16 protein-coding genes are annotated in these 17,891 nt (G+C 63.0%); 12 read left to right on the top strand and 4 right to left on the bottom strand.

All coding sequences use genetic code 11. The annotated features are described in order from the left end of the window. Nucleotides 1–2 precede the first annotated feature (2 nt). Together dapB and AC07VI_RS05940 are read left to right on the top strand one after the other, a co-directional pair. A complete protein-coding gene (dapB, locus tag AC07VI_RS05945) occupies nucleotides 3–812 on the top strand; it encodes a 4-hydroxy-tetrahydrodipicolinate reductase (RefSeq protein WP_086144656.1) in 810 nt (269 codons plus the stop codon). Between the two features lie 8 nt (nucleotides 813–820). Continuing rightward, nucleotides 821–1,147, top strand: coding sequence for a barstar family protein (locus AC07VI_RS05940; protein ID WP_086144655.1), 327 nt, complete (start codon nucleotides 821–823; stop codon nucleotides 1,145–1,147). A gap of 53 nt (nucleotides 1,148–1,200) precedes the next feature. Here the strand turns inward: AC07VI_RS05940 and AC07VI_RS05935 are convergent, their stop codons facing one another. Next, nucleotides 1,201–2,448, bottom strand: coding sequence for a CaiB/BaiF CoA transferase family protein (locus AC07VI_RS05935; protein WP_086144654.1), 1,248 nt, complete (start codon nucleotides 2,446–2,448; stop codon nucleotides 1,201–1,203). Continuing rightward, the gene (locus tag AC07VI_RS05930; protein WP_070220528.1) at nucleotides 2,448–3,629 is read right to left on the bottom strand and encodes an acyl-CoA dehydrogenase; all 1,182 of its coding nucleotides are present in this window, start codon (nucleotides 3,627–3,629) and stop codon (nucleotides 2,448–2,450) included. The genes AC07VI_RS05935 and AC07VI_RS05930 overlap by 1 nt, the downstream gene beginning before the upstream one ends. A gap of 161 nt (nucleotides 3,630–3,790) precedes the next feature. Here AC07VI_RS05930 and AC07VI_RS05925 point away from each other — a divergent pair, with 161 nt between their 5' ends. Further along, a complete protein-coding gene (locus AC07VI_RS05925; RefSeq protein WP_172404683.1) occupies nucleotides 3,791–4,687 on the top strand; it encodes a LysR substrate-binding domain-containing protein in 897 nt (298 codons plus the stop codon). Here the strand turns inward: AC07VI_RS05925 and AC07VI_RS05920 are convergent. Then, the gene (locus AC07VI_RS05920; protein WP_086144652.1) at nucleotides 4,684–5,049 is read right to left on the bottom strand and encodes a VOC family protein; all 366 of its coding nucleotides are present in this window, start codon (nucleotides 5,047–5,049) and stop codon (nucleotides 4,684–4,686) included. The genes AC07VI_RS05925 and AC07VI_RS05920 overlap by 4 nt on opposite strands. A 91-nt stretch (nucleotides 5,050–5,140) precedes the next feature. Next, entirely contained in the window at nucleotides 5,141–5,929 is a 789-nt protein-coding gene (locus AC07VI_RS05915; protein WP_226936414.1) for an AraC family transcriptional regulator, read from the bottom strand. 132 nt (nucleotides 5,930–6,061) lie between these two features. On the opposite strand from AC07VI_RS05915, the gene leuS reads away from it, so the two are divergent. From leuS to AC07VI_RS05870, 9 genes are all read left to right on the top strand, one after another. Next, the gene (leuS, locus tag AC07VI_RS05910) at nucleotides 6,062–8,701 is read left to right on the top strand and encodes a leucine--tRNA ligase (protein ID WP_099419379.1); all 2,640 of its coding nucleotides are present in this window, start codon (nucleotides 6,062–6,064) and stop codon (nucleotides 8,699–8,701) included. 2 nt (nucleotides 8,702–8,703) lie between these two features. Continuing rightward, a complete protein-coding gene (locus tag AC07VI_RS05905) occupies nucleotides 8,704–9,303 on the top strand; it encodes an LPS-assembly lipoprotein LptE (RefSeq protein WP_086144650.1) in 600 nt (199 codons plus the stop codon). A gap of 10 nt (nucleotides 9,304–9,313) precedes the next feature. Next, a complete protein-coding gene (gene holA, locus AC07VI_RS05900; protein ID WP_099374064.1) occupies nucleotides 9,314–10,330 on the top strand; it encodes a DNA polymerase III subunit delta in 1,017 nt (338 codons plus the stop codon). Nucleotides 10,331–10,347: 17 nt separating this feature from the next. Beyond that, a complete protein-coding gene (locus AC07VI_RS05895; protein WP_086144648.1) occupies nucleotides 10,348–11,619 on the top strand; it encodes a glutamate-5-semialdehyde dehydrogenase in 1,272 nt (423 codons plus the stop codon). Between the two features lie 70 nt (nucleotides 11,620–11,689). Continuing rightward, a complete protein-coding gene (locus tag AC07VI_RS05890) occupies nucleotides 11,690–12,127 on the top strand; it encodes a CopD family protein (RefSeq protein ID WP_086144647.1) in 438 nt (145 codons plus the stop codon). Between the two features lie 10 nt (nucleotides 12,128–12,137). Next, a complete protein-coding gene (locus AC07VI_RS05885; RefSeq protein ID WP_492996136.1) occupies nucleotides 12,138–12,752 on the top strand; it encodes a 2-hydroxychromene-2-carboxylate isomerase in 615 nt (204 codons plus the stop codon). Between the two features lie 100 nt (nucleotides 12,753–12,852). Beyond that, nucleotides 12,853–14,055 carry a THUMP domain-containing class I SAM-dependent RNA methyltransferase gene (locus AC07VI_RS05880; RefSeq protein ID WP_413465910.1) on the top strand — a complete coding sequence of 401 codons (1,203 nt, stop codon included), beginning with the start codon at nucleotides 12,853–12,855 and terminating at the stop codon, nucleotides 14,053–14,055. Between the two features lie 189 nt (nucleotides 14,056–14,244). Next, nucleotides 14,245–15,525: a multidrug effflux MFS transporter gene (locus AC07VI_RS05875; protein WP_216356321.1), complete on the top strand. Its 1,281-nt coding sequence runs from the start codon at nucleotides 14,245–14,247 to the stop codon at nucleotides 15,523–15,525. A 202-nt stretch (nucleotides 15,526–15,727) separates the two neighbouring features. Then, a complete protein-coding gene (locus AC07VI_RS05870; RefSeq protein WP_172404682.1) occupies nucleotides 15,728–17,887 on the top strand; it encodes an HDOD domain-containing protein in 2,160 nt (719 codons plus the stop codon). Nucleotides 17,888–17,891 lie beyond the last annotated feature (4 nt).

The raw sequence follows: 17,891 nt of genomic DNA, 5'->3' as shown, positions 1-17,891 counted from the left end.
AAATGACTGAACTGAAAATTGCCATCGCTGGCGCCAGCGGCCGCATGGGCCATATCCTGATCGAAGCCGTCAGCAACGCCCCGGACGCCGTGCTGGCCGGCGCCCTTGACCGCGCCGGCTCGCCGTCCGTCGGCCAGGACGCGGCCGCCTTCCTGGGCAAGCCTGCCGGCGTGCTGATCGCGTCCGACCTGGCCGCCGGCCTGGCCAATGCCGATTACCTGATCGACTTCACGCGTCCCGAAGGCACTTTGCAGCACCTGGCGTACTGCGCCGAACACGGCATCAAGATGATCATCGGCACCACCGGTTTCGATGACGCGGGCAAGGCCGCCATTGCCGCCGCCGCCGAAAAGACGGCCATCATGTTCGCGCCGAACATGAGCGTGGGCGTGAATGTCACCATGAAACTGCTGGAACTGGCCGCGAAAAGCCTGTCCGAAGGCTACGACATCGAGATTATCGAAGCGCATCACCGCTTCAAGGTCGATGCGCCGTCGGGCACGGCCCTGCAAATGGGTGAAGTGGTGGCCGGCGCCCTGGGCCGCGACCTGAAGGAATGCGCCGTGTACGGCCGCGAAGGCGTGACGGGCGAACGCGATCCGTCCACCATCGGCTTTGCGACCATCCGCGGCGGCGATATCGTCGGCGACCATACGGTGCTGTTTGCCGGCATCGGCGAGCGCATCGAGATCAGCCACAAGTCGAGCAGCCGCGTCACCTACGCCCACGGCGCCCTGCGCGCCGCGCGTTTCCTGGCCGACAAGCCGACCGGCCTGTTCGACATGCAGGACGTGCTGTCGCTGAAGAACTGAGGACGACCATGGCCACTGCCATCCTGAATGGAAAAGACATCACCGACGCAGCGAGCTTTCACGCGCAATGCGCGCAAGCCTTCGGTTTCCCTGAGTTCTACGGCAACAGCATGGATGCCTGGGTCGATTGTCTCAGCTACCTGCGCGACGATGAAAACATGACGCAGTTCCGTTTGAAACCGAATGAAGTGCTGGAAATCGTGGTGCAGGACGCGGATGCGATGAAGGCGCAAGTGCCTGATTTGCTGGAAGAAATCACCTTCTGTATCGCCGGCATCAATGAGCGCTACGACGATTATGGCGAAAAGCCGGCGTTGAAACTGACGCTGAAGTAACGCTGAAGACATAAAAAACGCCGGACAGTTTTGCAACTGGCCGGCGTTTTTGTTTAGACGACCTTGCGTTCGCGCAAACCGTCAATCTCCCCACTCTCCAACCCCAGCCACTGCTGCAGCACTTCCTGCGTATGCTGCCCCAGCAATGGCGGCGGCAAGCGGTACTGCACCGGCGAGCCGGACAGGCGCACGGGATTGGCCACCAGCGCAACAGTCCCCGCCGTCGGATGCGGCATCTCCACTTTCAAGCCCCGCGCCACCACTTGCGGGTCGGCAAAGACCTGGTCGATGCGGTTGACGGGGCCGCAAGGCACGGCTTGCGCCTCGAAGGCCGCTATCCATTCGGCCGTCGTGCGCATGACCGTGGTCTGGCGCATCAAGGGGATCAACACCGCCCGGTGCGCCACCCGCTGCGGGTTGGTGGCGAAGCGTTCATCCTGCGCCCATTCCGGGTGGCCGGCGACGGCGCAGAAGCGCGAAAACTGGCCGTCGTTGCCGATCGCCAGAATCATGTCGCCATCGGCCGTGGGAAAGTCTTGATATGGAACAATGTTCGGATGCGCATTGCCCATGCGCTGGGGCACCTTGCCGCCGCACAAGTAATTGGCCGCCTGGTTGCCCAGGGCTGCCACTTGCACGTCCAGCAGGGCCAGGTCGATGTGCTGGCCCAGGCCCGAGCGCGCGCGTTCGGCCAGCGCCGCCTGCACGGCGATGGTGGCGTACAGGCCCGTCATGATGTCCGTCTGCGCCACGCCCACTTTTTGCGGCCCGGCGCCCGGCTGGCCATCGGGCACGCCGGTGATGCTCATCAGGCCGCCCATGCCCTGGATCAGGAAGTCGTAGCCGGCGCGCGCCGCGTACGGCCCATCCTGGCCAAAGCCGGTAATCGAGCAATACACGAGGCGCGGGTTGAGCGCCAGCAAGCTGGCAGAGTCCAGGCCATATTGCTTCAAGCCATCCAGCTTGAAATTTTCCAGCAACACGTCTGCTTCTTGCGCCAGCCGGCGCACCAGCGCCTGGCCTTCGGGCGCGGCCAGGTCGATGCACAAGGAGCGCTTGTTGCGGTTGGCGCACTGGAAATAGGCGGCCTCGGCCGTGTCGCGGCCGTCCTCGTCCTTCAGATACGGCGGACCCCAGGAGCGCGTGTCGTCGCCGCGGCCCGGCTGCTCGACCTTGACGACGTCGGCACCGAGGTCGGCCAGCAATTGTCCGGCCCACGGACCGGCCAGCACGCGCGACAGGTCGAGCACGCGCAAGCCTTCCAGCGGCGCGGGCCGCAGGGTGGAAGCCAAGGCGTCCATCAGTTGCTGAAGGCGGCGATGCCGGTGATGGCGCGGCCGATGATCAGCGCGTGCACATCGTGCGTGCCTTCATAGGTGTTGACCACTTCCAGGTTGACCAGGTGGCGGATGACGCCGAACTCGTCGGAAATGCCGTTGCCACCCATCATGTCGCGCGCCATGCGGGCGATGTCGAGCGCCTTGCCGCAGCTGTTGCGCTTCATGATGGAGGTGATTTCCACGGCGGGCGAGCCTTCATCCTTCATGCGACCCAGGCGCAAACAGCCTTGCAAGCCCATGGTGATTTCCGTCAACATGTCCGCCAGTTTCTTTTGCACCAACTGGTTTGCAGCCAGCGGGCGGCCGAATTGCTGGCGGTCCATCGTGTACTGGCGCGCCTTCAGGTAGCAGTCTTCGGCCGCGCCCAGCGCGCCCCAGGCGATGCCGTAGCGGGCGCTGTTCAGGCAAGTAAACGGACCTTTCAGGCCGCGCACGTCGGGGAAGGCATTTTCTTCCGGGCAAAATACTTCATCCATGACGATTTCGCCGGTGATGCTGGTGCGCAAGCCGACCTTGCCGTGGATTTCCGGCGCCGACAGGCCTTTCCAGCCTTTTTCCAGCACAAAACCGCGGATCGCGCCTTCGTCGTCCTTGGCCCAGACGACGAACACGTCGGCAATCGGGCTGTTGGTGATCCACATCTTGGCGCCGGAGATACTGTAGCCGCCCGGTACCTTGCGCGCGCGCGTGACCATGCTGCCCGGGTCGGAGCCGTGGTTCGGTTCCGTCAGGCCGAAGCAGCCGATGAATTCGCCCGTCGCCAGTTTCGGCAGGTATTTCTGTTTGGTTTCTTCGTTGCCGAAGGCATTGATCGGCACCATCACCAGCGACGATTGCACGCTCATCATCGAGCGGTAGCCCGAATCGACGCGCTCGACTTCGCGCGCGGCCAGGCCGTAGCAAACGTAGTTCAGGCCGGCGCCGCCGTATTCTTCGGGAATGGTGGTGCCCAGCAAGCCCAATTCTCCCATTTCGCGGAAGATGGCGGCGTCCGTGCGGCCATGGCGGAACGATTCAAGCACGCGCGGCACCAGGCTGCCCTGGCAATAGTCGCGGGCCGCTTCCAGCACGGCGCGCTCGTCGCCCGTCAGTTGTTCTTCCAGCAGCAGGGGGGAATTCCAGTCGAATACGGTTTTGCTCATCACAGGCCTCGCAGGTGAGCGCCGGTGATCGGCGCAAGATTGAATATGGCTCATGGTAGATTCTTGCCTTACCTTGCGCAAACGATTTTTTCGCACCCAGACATGCGTATTGCGCATATCTTGGGGCATACTGGCGTATCTTTTCCTTCCTTTGAGATGCCATGTCGCGAAAAATTCCCATGCTGCAAGCTTTAAATTGCTTCGAGGCGGCCGCGCGCCACCAGAGCTACACGCATGCGGCGCGCGAACTGTCGCTGACGCAAAGCGCCGTCTCGCGGCAGATATCCTCCCTGGAAAGCTTTCTTGGTGTGCAACTGTTCCAGCGCACGCGCCACGGCGTGCTGCTGACCAGCGCCGGCGCCGCGTATGCGCGCCAGATTGCGGCACGGCTCGATGGCCTGGAACGCGATACGCTCGACACCATGGCGCGCCAGGGCGGTGGCGGCGCGCTGCAACTGGCGTCCGTGCCGACGTTTGCCACGCGCTGGCTGATGCCGCGGTTGTCGTCACTGGCGGGCTTGCATCCCGACATCGTCGTGCATATCGATGCTTACACGAAGCCGTTCATGTTTGCCGATACGGAATACGATGGCGCCCTGTATGCGGGCACGCCCGAGCAGCTGGCGCGCTGGCCCGGCACGCGCGCCACCCTGCTCATGCATGAGGAAATCGTGCCCGTCGCCAGTCCGCGCCTGCTGGCCGCGCGCAGTCACTGGCAGCCGCAGGATATGCTGGAATTGACGTTATTGCAGCAAAGCACGCGCCCCGGCGCCTGGCGCCAATGGTGCGACGCCATGCAGGTCGATGGCGAGCTGGCCCGTTATGGCGCCCGCTATGAACTGTTTTCCATGCTGGCCATGGCGGCCGTGCAGGGGCAGGGCGTGGTCTTGCTGCCGCGTATGCTGGTGGAGGCGGAACTGGCGCGTGGCGAGCTGCGCATTGTATGCGAGCGCCCACTGCGCGGCCAGCGGGCATATTATCTGATCACGCCCGAGGCGGCGCATGAAAAGCTGGCCTTGCAGCAGTTCCGGCTGTGGCTGCAAGGCGAAGCGGCCTAGGCGACCTTGGCCGTATCGAAGTGGGGATTGTCGATCAGGCCGATCTGGTTGCCGAACGGATCGAGCAATTCCACCGTGCGGATGCCGTCGCCCACGTCCGTGATCGGGTGGTGCAGGGTGCCGCCCAGCGTAACGATGCGCTCGACTTCCGCTTCGATGCCTTCCACGCCCCAGTAGGTGACGCTGCCCTGCGTGCCAGGCTGGCCGCCCGGCAGCAAGCCCAGCTCGAAGCCGCCGATGGCAAAGCCGACATAAAAAGGCTGGTCGAAATACGGTGCCGTGCCGAACACCTGGCTGTACCAGGCCTTGGCCTGGTCCAGGTCGGGGACGGGATAGGTGACGGTGCGCAAGCCCTTGATCATGTTTTGCTCCTGTTGGTTGAAATAGTCGGCGAAATAGCTGGCATCATCATGCCACCGGCGCGCGCCGCGCGATTGGAAAAATGGAAGGTGCTCATGCGCGCCGGCCCGTCAGCCACGCCTCGGGCGAAGTATGGGCGAAATCCTGGAAATCGTGGATCAGGTGCGACTGGTCGAAATAGCCATATTCCAAGGCAATTTGCGCCCAGTCCGGCTGCCCCGGCAGGCTTTTCAAGCCAGCGCTGGCGGCCCGGAAACGGCAGATGCGGGCAAACAGCTTCGGGCTGATGCCCACTTGTCGCCGGAATTGCAGCGCCAGGTGCTGGCGCGACACGCCCAGCCGCTCGGCCAGGCCATCCACGCGCAGCATGCCGTGCGCGCCTTCGATGGCGGCAATCGCGTGTTCGGCGACGCCGGCCGGGCGCAGCGGCGGCCCCTGGCGCAGGCGCAGCAGCAGATAATCTTGCAAAATGGCAATTCTTTGTGCATTGGACAAGGGTTCGCTCCACAGTGCATCGCCGAGGCGCGCCGCCAGATCGCGGCCCCACAGTTGCCGCAGATCGGCACGTCCATCATTGAGTTCGCACAGGGGCAGCCGGAAGAAACGGGCCGCCGCGCCCGGCTTGAAGCGGGCCGCCACCGTCTGCACGAGGCCATGGCTGACGACGGCAATCGGCGCCGTCATCATGCCCACGGCAAAGCTGGCATCCTGCTGGTCCTGGCACAAAATATCGATGCAATTGTCCGGCAAGACATGGTGCGTCAGGGGCGTGGCGCCCGTCTGCACGCGGCAGGTCCAGACGCAGTCCAGCCATGGCCGCAGGGCGGGGATGGGGGCGACTTCCTGGTAGACGATCATGGCCGGCTTTGATGCAAAGAACAAGATTGTGTATATATCACACAGCATAATTGTGTGCTCGCAAAAATATGCCGGCCCGGGCCGCCAGCGCGCCGCGCTATCGGGCGGCGACAACCAGTATAATGCTCGGTTCATATCCACTATTGGCCGCACATCATGCAAGATAAATATAGTCCCGCCGACGTCGAACAAGCCGCCCAATCGCACTGGAAGGCGATCGACGCCTATAAAGCCGTCGAACACGACCCGCGTTTCCCAAAAGGCAAGTATTTTGCCTGCTCGATGCTGCCTTACCCTTCGGGCAAGCTGCACATGGGTCACGTGCGCAACTATACGATCAATGACGTGATGTACCGCTACCTGCGCATGAACGGCTACAACGTGCTCATGCCGATGGGCTGGGATGCGTTCGGCATGCCGGCGGAAAACGCGGCCATGGCCAACAACGTGCCGCCCGCGCAATGGACGTATTCGAACATCGCCCACATGAAGCAGCAGATGGAATCGATGGGCCTGGCCATCGACTGGTCGCGCGAAATGACCGCCTGCAAGCCTGAATACTACAAATGGAACCAGTGGATGTTCCTCAAGATGCTGGAAAAAGGCATCATCTACAAGAAAACCGGTACCGTGAACTGGGACCCGATTGACCAGACCGTGCTGGCCAACGAGCAAGTGGTCGATGGCCGCGGCTGGCGTTCCGGCGCGCTGATCGAAAAGCGCGAAATACCCATGTACTACGCGCGCATCACCGATTACGCGGAAGAGCTGCTGGCGTATGTGGACGACAAGCTGCCGGGCTGGCCCGAGCGCGTGCGCATCATGCAGACCAACTGGATCGGCAAGTCGACGGGCGTGCGCTTCGCCTTCCCACACCAGATCAAGGACGCGAATGGCGCCCTGATCGGCGACGGCAAGCTGTATGTCTTCACCACCCGTCCGGACACCGTCATGGGCGTGACCTTCTGCGCCGTGGCCGCCGAGCATCCGCTGGCCATCCACGCCGCGCAGACGAATCCTGCACTGGCCGCTTTCAACGCCGAGTGCAAGCTGGGCTCCGTGATCGAAGCGGACATGGCGACGATGGAGAAGAAGGGCATGCCGACCGGCCTGTTCGTCACGCATCCGCTGACGGGCGCGCAGGTGGAAGTCTGGGTCGGCAACTACGTGCTGATCACCTATGGCGACGGCGCCGTGATGGGCGTGCCGGCGCACGACGAACGCGATTTCGGCTTCGCCAAGAAATACAATCTGCCGATCAAGCAAGTGATCGAAGTCAAGGGCCAGGAATTTTCGACGGACGCCTGGCAGGAATCGTATGGCAGCAAGGACGGCGTCTGCGTCGCTTCCGGCAAATACGACGGCCTGCATTTCGCTTCCGCCGTCGACGCGGTGGCCGCCGACCTGGCGGAACTGGGCCTGGGCGAAAAGAAAACCACGTTCCGCCTGCGCGACTGGGGCATTTCGCGCCAGCGCTACTGGGGCACGCCGATTCCGATGATCCATTGCGCCGACTGCGGCGTGGTGCCGGTGCCGGAAAAAGACCTGCCGGTGGTGCTGCCGGAAGACTGCGTGCCGGACGGCACGGGCAATCCGCTGAACAAGTACGAAGCCTTTTTGCAGTGCGACTGCCCGCAGTGCGGCAAGCCGGCGCGCCGCGAGACGGACACCATGGATACCTTCGTCGATTCGTCGTGGTACTACATGCGCTATACCTCGCCGGGCTCGAACGACGCCATGGTCGATGCGCGCAACGATTACTGGATGCCGATGGACCAGTACATCGGCGGCATCGAACACGCCGTCATGCACTTGCTGTACGCGCGCTTCTGGACCAAGATCATGCGCGACTTCGGCCTGGTCAAGTTCGACGAGCCTTTCGTCAACCTGCTGACGCAGGGCATGGTGCTCAACGAAACGTACTTCCGCAAGGACGCCGCGGGCAAGACCACCTGGTTCAACCCGGACGACGTGCGCCTGTCCCTCGATGACAAGGGCCGTCCGCAGTCCGCCATCCTGGTGGCCGACGGCCAGCCGGTGGAAATCGGCGGCACGGAAAAAATGTCGAAGTCGAAGAACAACGGCATTGACCCGCAAGCGCAGATCGAACAGTATGGCGCCGACACGGCCCGACTGTTCACCATGTTCGCTTCGCCGCCGGAACAGACGCTGGAGTGGTCGGGCAGCGGCGTCGAAGGCGCGAACCGCTTCCTGCGCCGCGTGTGGAACTTCGGCTACGCCCAGTCGGCAACGATCCAGGCCGCACTGGCTGGCGGCGCCGCTCCTGCCACGGGCGACGCACAGAAAAACCTGCGCCGCGAATTGCACAAGCTGCTGCAGCAGGCCGATTACGACTTGAAGCGCATCCAGTACAACACCGTGGTGTCTGCCTGCATGAAGATGCTCAACACCCTGGAATCGGCCAAGCTGGACGACAGCGCGCAGTCGAAGGCGCTGATCGCCGAAGGCTTCTCCATCTTCCTGCGCCTGCTCAATCCCGTCGCGCCGCACATCACCCACGTGCTGTGGCAGGAACTGGGCTACGCCGGCGTGCACGGCGACCTGCTCAACGCTGAATGGCCGCAAGTCGACCCGCAAGCGCTGGAGCAGTCCGAGATCGAGATGATGATCCAGGTGAACGGCAAGCTGCGCGGCTCGATCACGGTGGCCAAGGATGCGGACAAGGCCAGCATCGAAGCGGCCGCGCTGGCGTGCGAAAGTGTACAGAAGTATGTTGAAACCACGCCGAAGAAGATCATCGTCGTGCCGGGCAAGTTAATCAGCATCGTGGTGTAATCATGACGATTTCCTCTCAAGTATCGCTGTCGGGCCGCCGCGCCGTGCTGGCGTTGGGCCTGACAGTCCTGCTGTCGGCCTGCGGCTTTCACCTGCGCGGTTCGAATGGCAGTTTCATGCTGCCGTTCGCGACGATGTATATCGGCTTGCCCGACTCATCGCCGCTGGCGATTGACCTGAAACGCTATATCCGCGCCATCGGCAGCACGGAAGTGGTTAACCTCAAGGATGGCGCGGACGCCGTCCTTGAAGTCCTCAGCGATCCGGAGAGGACTCGTACCAAGACCATCCTGTCCCTGAACAAAAATGGCCGCGTAAGCGAGTACCAGCTCGGATACTCGATCAATTTCCGTGTGCTGGACAAGGCGGGGAACCAGTTGCTGGCGCCGACGACCATCAGCCTGGTGCGTCCGATCACGTTCAATGAAGCGCAGTTGCTGGCCATGGAGACGGAAGAAACGCAGCTGTACCGTGACATGCGCAACGATATGGTGCAGCAGATCATGCGTCGCCTGGCCGCCATCAAGCCGCTGCTGCCAGCCATGTCGGTGGCGCCAGTGGCGCCCGTGACGCCGGTCGCGCCGGCAACCCCGCAGCAGTAACGGGGCCGCCATGCAATTGCGGATAGACGCGCTCGATGGGCATGTGGCCAAGCCGCTGGCGCAGCTGTATGTGATCACCAGCGACGAGCATCTGCTGGCGCTGGAAGCTGCCGACAAGATCCGCCGCGCGGCGCGCGCGCAAGGGTTTTCCGAGCGCGACGTGCTGACGGTGGAGCGCAGCTTCAAGTGGGGCGAACTGCTGGCGGCGAATCAGGAGCTGTCGCTGTTCGGCGATAAAAAATTGATCGAGCTGCGCATCCCCACCGGCAAGCCGGGCAAGGATGGCGGCGCGGCGCTGCAAAGCTATGCAAAAAACCTCAGCCCCGACAATCTGACGCTGATCACCTTGCCCAAGCTGGACTGGGCCACGCAAAAGGCGGCCTGGGTGGCCAGCCTGCAGCAGGCAGCCGTCTACATCGAGATTCCGAATGTGGAACGGGCGCAGTTACCGCTGTGGATAGGCCAGCGCCTGGCGGCGCAGGGGCAGAGCGCGGAGCGGGCCAGCATCGACTTCATCGCCGAACGCGTCGAAGGCAACCTGCTGGCGGCGCACCAGGAAATCCAGAAGCTGGGCTTGCTGCACGCAGCGGGCAAGCTGACGTATGAGCAAGTGCAGGACGCGGTGCTGAACGTGGCCCGCTACGATGTCTTCAAGCTGTCCGAAGCCATGCTGGCAGGCGACCCTGCGCGCCTGGTGCGTATGCTGGAAGGCTTGAAAGGCGAGGGCGAGGCGCTGCCGCTGGTCTTGTGGGCCGTCTCCGAGGAAATCCGCACGCTGTTAAAATTGAAATCGGGCATGGCGCAGGGACGTCCGCTGAGCGCTCTGCTGAAGGAATACCGCATCTGGGGGCCGCGCGAGCGCATGATGGAGCCAGCCCTGCGGCGCATTTCGCTGCCCGTGCTGGAAGCGGCGCTGCAACAGGCGGCGCAGGTGGACAAGATGATCAAGGGCTTGCGCGCCAGGGGCTACGCGGGTGATGCCTGGGACGCCATGCTGCAACTGGGTCTGAAGATCGCCAAGGGTTAACTTTTATGGATACGAGCATGGATATCACCGAATATATGCAGGACGTGGGCACGCGCGCGCGCGCCGCTTCGCGCGCCATGGCGCGTGCCGACAGCGCCACGCGCAACCGCGCCCTGAGCCTGATCGCCGCGGCCATCGTGCGCGATGCGGATCTGCTGCGCGCGGCCAACCAGCGTGACCTCGATGCGGCAGCGGCCGCCGGCCTGGCGCCGGCCATGCTTGACCGCCTGACCCTGTCCGACTCTGCCATTGCCACCATGGTCGAAGGCTTGACGCAAATCGTCGCGCTGGCCGACCCGATCGGCGAGATCTCGAACATGAAATTCCGCCCGACGGGCATACAGGTGGGGCAGATGCGCGTGCCGCTGGGCGTCATCGGCATCATCTATGAAGCCCGCCCCAACGTGACGGTGGATGCGGCCGGTCTATGCATCAAGAGCGGCAACGCGACGATCCTGCGCGGCGGCTCGGAAGCCATCCATTGCAACCGCGCGCTGGCCAGGCTGGTGCAGGAAGGACTGCTGGGAGCAGGTCTTCCTGCCGATGCCGTGCAAGTGATCGACACCACCGACCGTGCCGCCGTCGGCGCCCTCATCACCATGCCGCAGTACGTGGATGTTATCGTGCCGCGCGGCGGCAAGGGCTTGATCGCGCGCCTGATGAACGAAGCCACCGTGCCGATGATCAAGCACCTCGATGGCATCTGCCACGTCTACATTGACGCCAAGGCCGATATCAAGAAAGCGCTGGACATCGGCTTCAACGCCAAGTGCCACCGCTATGGCACCTGCAACACCATGGAAACTTTGCTCGTGTCGCGTGCCATCGCCGCCACCGTGCTGCCACAGCTGGCCGAACTGTACCTGAGCAAGCAGGTGGAACTGCGCGCCGATGCGGAAAGCCATGCGATCCTGGCCGCTGCCGCTTACCCGCACCTGGTGGCAGCCACCGAGGAAGACTGGCGCACCGAATACCTGGCCGCCATCCTGTCGGTGAAGGTGGTCGAGGGCATCGACGAGGCGATGGACCACATCAACCGGTATTCGTCCAAGCACACGGAGTCCATCATCACGGAAGATTACAGCGACGCGCTGCGCTTCCTGCGGGAAGTAGATTCCGCCTCGGTGATGGTGAATGCTTCCACGCGCTTCGCCGACGGCTTCGAGTATGGCCTGGGTGCCGAAATCGGCATCTCGAACGACAAGCTGCATGCGCGCGGTCCCGTGGGGCTGGAAGGCCTGACGTCGCTCAAGTATGTGGTCTTCGGCCACGGCGAAGTGCGCAAATAGTCTCTTTCGCGGGCTGCCCACAAGGCGGTCCGCGCTCTCCTTTTTCGATACCTCTGACACTGGGAACCCCATGCTCTTTCTCTGGACTAAAGCCTTCCATATCATTTTTGTCATGTCCTGGTTCGCCGGCCTGTTTTATTTGCCGCGCATCTTCGTGAACCTGGCGATGGAGACGGAAACGGTGGCCACCGAGCGGCTGCTGCTGATGGCGCGCAAGCTGTACCGCTTTATGTCCCTGCTGGCGCTGCCGGCCATGGTGCTGGGGCTGGCACTGATGTGGATGCTGTACGGCGGGGGGGAAGGCCGCATGAAGATGCCGGGCTGGATGCATGCCAAGCTGACGTTCGTGGTGCTCCTGCTCGGCTATCACCACGCCTGCGGTTCCATCCTGCGCAAGTTTGAAAAAGGCGTCAACAAGCGCAGCCACACCTGGTTCCGCTGGTTTAACGAGGTGCCCGTGGTGATGCTGCTGGCCGTCGTCGTGCTGGTCGTGGTCAAGCCTTTCTAAGGGAGTCGAGATGAGTGCAAGCCAGAGCAAAGTCGTGCAGTATTTTTTTGCGCCCCACTCGCCATGGACCTACCTGGGGCATGCGCGTCTGATGGCCATCGCCGCGAAGACGGGCGCACAGATCGACGTGCGTCCCTTCGACCTGGGCAAGGTCTTCAGCGTTTCGGGCGGCCTGCCGCTGGCCAAGCGCGCGCCGCAGCGCCAGGCCTACCGCCTGGCCGAGCTGGCGCGCTGGTCGGCCTTTTTGCAAGTGCCATTGACCCTGCAGCCGAAGTTCTTTCCCGTCTCGCCGGAAGCGTCGGCCAAGCTGATCATCGCCACGCGCCTGGCGCATGGCGTGGACGCTTCGCTGAACCTGGCGCACGCCATCATGCGCGGCCTGTGGGCCGAGGAACGCAACATCGGTGACGAGGAAACCCTGGTGCAGATCGCGCTCGATGCCGGCTTCGATGGCCGCCAGTTGCTGAAGACGTCGGAAACGGCCAGCGTGCAGGCGGAATACGATGCCAACACGGATGCGGCCACCGCCGCTTCCGTCTTCGGTTCGCCGTGGTACATCGTCGATGGCGAAGGGTACTGGGGCCAGGACCGCCTCGATTTCGTCGAGCGGGCGCTGGAGAAATAAGTTTAGTTTTGATGCCGGGGTCTGACCCGGCGGGTCTGACCCCATTTTTTGCTTGTGGGTTTTAGTAAATTGTTTTTCAACGGATAAAGGGTACACCACCATGGCTTCATATTTTTGCCCATGCCCGCGCGGCATGGAAGCGGCGCTGGCCGAGGAACTGGGCGAGATCGCCCAGGATAGTGCGACCATGAAGGTCCACAACCAGGTGCCGGGCGGCGTACACTGCTCGGGCGACCTGCTCGATGCTTACCGCATCAACCTGCATTCGCGCATCGCTTCGCGCGTGCTGATGCGCATGGCCCATTCCGGCTACAAGACGGAAAATGACATTTATGACCTGACCCTGGCGCAAGCATGGGAAGACTGGTTCGGCGTGCACCATACGATCCGCGTCGACGTTACGGCCGTGAAGTCGCCGCTGCGCAGCCTGGAGTTCACGACGTTGAAGATTAAGGATGCGATCTGCGACCGCTTCCGCGACCAGTTCAACGAGCGTCCATCCGTCAACACCAAGACGCCGGACATGCGCATCGTCGGCTTCCTTGACGCGCACACGTTTACCGTCTATCTCGACACTTCAGGCGAAGCCCTGTTCAAACGCGGCTGGCGCGAAGAGACGGGCGACGCGCCGCTGCGCGAAAACCTGGCCGCCGGCCTGCTGCGCGTGTCGGGCTGGAAGCCTGGCATGGTGCTGTTCGACCCGATGTGCGGTTCCGGCACCATCCTGGCCGAAGCGGCGCAGATGCTGCAGGGCATTCCACCGGGCGCGTCGCGCCAGTTCGCGTTTGAAAACTTCCACGACTTCGATCCCGCGCCGTGGAATGCCATGAAAAACGCCATCAAGGTCAATCCGCTGCCGGCAGAACCGACCATTTTCGGCAGCGACATCTCGGGCGACATGGTCGCCATGACGCGTCATAACCTGCGTTGCGCCGGCGTGCGCTTCGACGTGCCGTTGAAGCAGATCGAGGCACAGGAAGTCAAGCCACCAAGCGACGTGCCCGGCATCATGCTGACCAACCCGCCGTACGGTGAGCGTATCGGCGTGCGCGGCGACAGCACCATCCCGGAAGATGAACTGTCGACTTCTTTTTATTCGGCCATGGGCACGACCCTGAAGCAGCGCTTCGCCGGCTGGACCGTGTTCCTGTTTACGGCCGACCTGGGCCTGCCCAAGCTGCTGCGGCTGAAGGAGGCGCGCAAGACGCCATTCTTCAACGGCGCGCTGGAATGCCGTTTGTTCCGCTTTGATATGGTCGCCGGCTACAATCGCCGCGAAGAAGCCAAGCCAAAAAATAACTGATCAAACCTGCTGCGCGTCGGGATAGGCGGCCTGTGATGCTCGCCGTACTCGTGTACGGCTGCGTTTCTCGGCCACCTCTCCCTTCCGCTCGCGACGGTTTTATCAGCTATTTTGGAGTCTGTAGACGTTTGTAGTAACGCAGTACCTCGCGCGGACCGAAACCGGTCCGCGCGCCACCTTGGATCCGCCATGTTTCCCACCCCTCCGGCCAATGTACCGCCCGACCCGGTCACGCCCGTTCCGCCTCCTACACCAAGCCACATGGCGCCGCTGAGCCGCGGTGCGCTGGCCATGATGCTGGCCGGGCTATCGATGCTGGGACCCTTGTCGATCGACACCTATTTGCCCGCCTTTGGCGCGATACAGGGATCGCTGCAGGCCTCGCCGCTGGAGGTGCAGCAGTCGTTGACGTTCTACATGCTGGCCTTTGCCGGCATGGTGCTGTGGCATGGCGCGATCTCGGATACCTTCGGCCGGCGCAATGTCATCCTCGTGTCGCTGCTGATGTTTGCCATTGGCTCGCTCGGCTGCGCCTCGGCGCACACGGTGCACTATCTGTGGTTCTTCCGCATCATGCAGGGCGTCTCGGCGGGTGCTGGCGTGGTGATCAGCCGCGCCATCATTCGTGATCTGTATGCCGATGCGGCAGCGGCGCGGCTGCTGTCGCTGGTGACGATGATCTTTTCCATCGCTCCGGCCGTAGCCCCCATTCTAGGCGGCTGGATCGTCATCTGGTTCGACTGGCGCTCGATCTTCCTGTTCCTCGCCTTTTACACGGTGGTGCTGCTGGCGTTCTGCTACTGGCGCCTGCCCGAGACCCTGCCGATGGAAAAGCGCCAGCCTTTCAACCCCCGCTTCCTGGCGTCGAGCTATGGCCAAATCCTGCGCTCGCCCCTGTTCCACATCAAGGCCGGCATCGTCGCGCTCAATTTCGCGGGCCTGTTCCTGTTCATCACGGCCGCACCGGAAATGCTGCCCAAGCAGCTGCACCTGGGACCGTCGCAGTTCGGCTGGTTGTTCATTCCCTGCGTGAGCGGCATTTTCATGGGGGCGCTGGCGGCCAACCGCATCGCCGGCAAGGTCACGTTCGCGCGCCAGATCGGCATCGGCTTTACCTTCCTGCTGTGTGCGGCCAGCGTCAATGTCGTGTACCACCTGTTCCTGCCGCCATCCTTGCCATGGTCGGTGCTGCCGCTGTTCTTTTACACCTTCGGCATGTCCCTGGTAGGGCCGGGTGCTACTTTGCTGGCGCTGGACCTGTTCCCGCATATCCGCGGCACAGTGGCGTCGTGCCAGTCGTTCGCCAGCACCTTGCTGGGCGCTGTGGTGGCTGGCGTGATTTCGCCGTTACTGTCCGGCTCCGTGTTGTGGCTGGCGTCCGGCCAGTTGGCGTTTACAGGTCTGGCCTTGGCGCTGTGGCTGATTTCCCGGCGTTTCCGTCACCGTTTGCTCGGTGTCTTGAAGGCATAGTTTCCAACGCAGAACGCTGGATTTATTTCAACTTAATTTTCTATATTGCAAGTAATATCCGGCGCTTATGATAAGATGACTTTTTTTCCCGGCATCCTCTCAGGCAGTTTATTTTTGGTTACAGGAGTGGAGGATTCCTCTGAACGTGGCCGCGCTTCGCTGCTGAGCGCTCTTCCTTTTCAAACCGGCAATGCCTGATACGATGCATCAATCTGATCAAGATATTCGCAATCGCCTGCTGATTGCCCGCCTGCCGGCCATGCCGCAGATCCTCATCAAGCTGATCGCCCACCTGCAGGCCGACGATGCCGGCATGCCGGAACTGGCGGCACTGATCGCCAAGGATGCGGGCATGACCAGCAAGATCCTCGGTGTGGCCAACAGTTCCGCCTACCATCGCCAGGATAAGGCCGTCAGCCTGGAGCAGTCGCTCGTCTCGCTGGGCACGGACATGATCAAGACCCTGGTCATCAGCGAATCCGTCTTCCAGACCTTCAGCAGCTTTCCCCATTCCGGCAGCACCGATTTGCGCGCTTTCTGGAAAAGCTCGCTGTCGGCTGCCGTCATGGCGCGTGCACTGGCCAAGGCCATGGCTTATCCGCACGTCGAGGAAGCTTATCTGGCCGGCTTGCTGCACAACGTGGGCCGCCTGGCCCTGCTGGCCACGGCGCCGAAAGAATATGCGTTCAATTTTACGGCGCGTGATGACGCCGCCCTGTGCGCGGTGGAGCAGCGCACCTTGCAGATCACGCATGCGGAAGCGGGCGCCTGGCTGATCGAACGCTGGCACCTCGATTCCTTCCTGGCCGATAGCGTGCTGTATCACCATGAGCCGCTGGCCCGCCTGGAGGCGAGCCACCCGCTGATCCGCATCGTGCGCCTGGCGCATGTACTGTGCTGCCATGCCGACGATGCCGGGTCGATCACGCAGGCGGCAAGCCTGTGCGGGCTGGAGGTCGAGGTGCTGGAAACCCTGATCGGCAGTGCCGCGCGCCAAGTGGAGCTGGCCGCGCAGCATCTGGGCATCGACCTGGCTGGCGCCGACGATATCGCCGTGCCACCCGCGTTTGCGCCGCCGCTCGATCCGGTGCAGCAGCGGCTTTCCGATGAAGTGCGCAATATGGTGCTGGTGTCGGAAGTGGGCCAGACCTTCGCGCGCCAGCAGGGCGAAACCAGCCTGCTGGAAGCCATCACGCGCTCGGCGCGCATCCTGTTCGATTTCGAGACGACCGTCATCCTGCTGCAAGACCCTACCGGCCATGCACTTGTCGGCGTGGCGGCGGGCGAACAGCAGCAGCGCCTGGCCGGCTTTTCGATACCGCTGGCCAAGGGGGGGGCCCTTGCCGCCTCGGCGCTTGAGTGCCGTCCTGCCTTCCTGAAGCGCGACATGCCGGCGCTGGGCGTCGTCGAGGAGCAGCTGTTCCGCATCCTCGGCACGGACAGCCTGGTGTGCCTGCCGCTGGTGGCGGGGCAGCGCAGCCTGGGCGTACTGATAGGCGGCGTGGCAGCATGGCAGATTCCCGCCAGCCAGAAGCGCGAGGGCTTTCTGCGCGCATTTGGCAACCAGGCCGCGAGCGCACTGGAGACTGCAATCAGCGCGCGCGGACTGGCGCGACGCCAGCTCGATCACGTGGCCGACGAATACCGCGCCGCCTCGCGTCGCGTTGTGCACGAAGTGAATAACCCGCTATCCATCATCAAGAATTACCTGAGCGTGCTCGATCACAAGCTGGAAAAGCAGGAGCCGGTGGCGGGAGAAATGTCGATCCTCAACGAGGAGATCGACCGGGTCGGCCAGCTGATTAACGGCCTGGCCGATCTGCAGCCGGTGGCGGCCAGTGGCGTTACCGATTGCGCGCGCGTGGTTGACGACGTGCTGCGCTTGTTCCGCACCACCGAATTTTTGCCGGCGAAGATCGAAGTGCTCACGCGCCTGCAGGATGGACCCAGCGAGGTGGAAGCGGATGCGGATACGCTCAAGCAAATCCTGCTCAACCTGCTGAAAAATGCCGTCGAAGCCTTGCCGGACGGCGGACGCATCGAGGTGGTCAACCGCGGCCATGTGAACCGCGACCGGCGGCTGTACCTGGAGTTGTGCATCAGCGACAATGGCGCTGGCCTGGCGCCGGACGTGCTGGCCAATCTGTTCTCGCCGGTGCGCAGCGGCAAGGCGGGCGCGCATCACGGCCTGGGCCTGTCCATCGTGCATGAGCTGGTCACGCGCCTGCATGGCTTGATCAGCTGCCGCAGCAGCAAGGCCGGTACCTCGTTTGAAATCCTGCTGCCCGTTCCCGTGTCCAACGGGGCTGCCGCCGCTTCCGGCGCCATGCCCGCGCTCGGCAATACTGCTCTGTCTTCGTAACGTT

The sequence above is a fragment of the Janthinobacterium sp. GW821-FHT03A03 genome (assembly GCF_059421435.1).
Note: the sequence above shows the minus strand (reverse complement) of the source record. Positions and strands in the feature narration are given on the sequence as shown.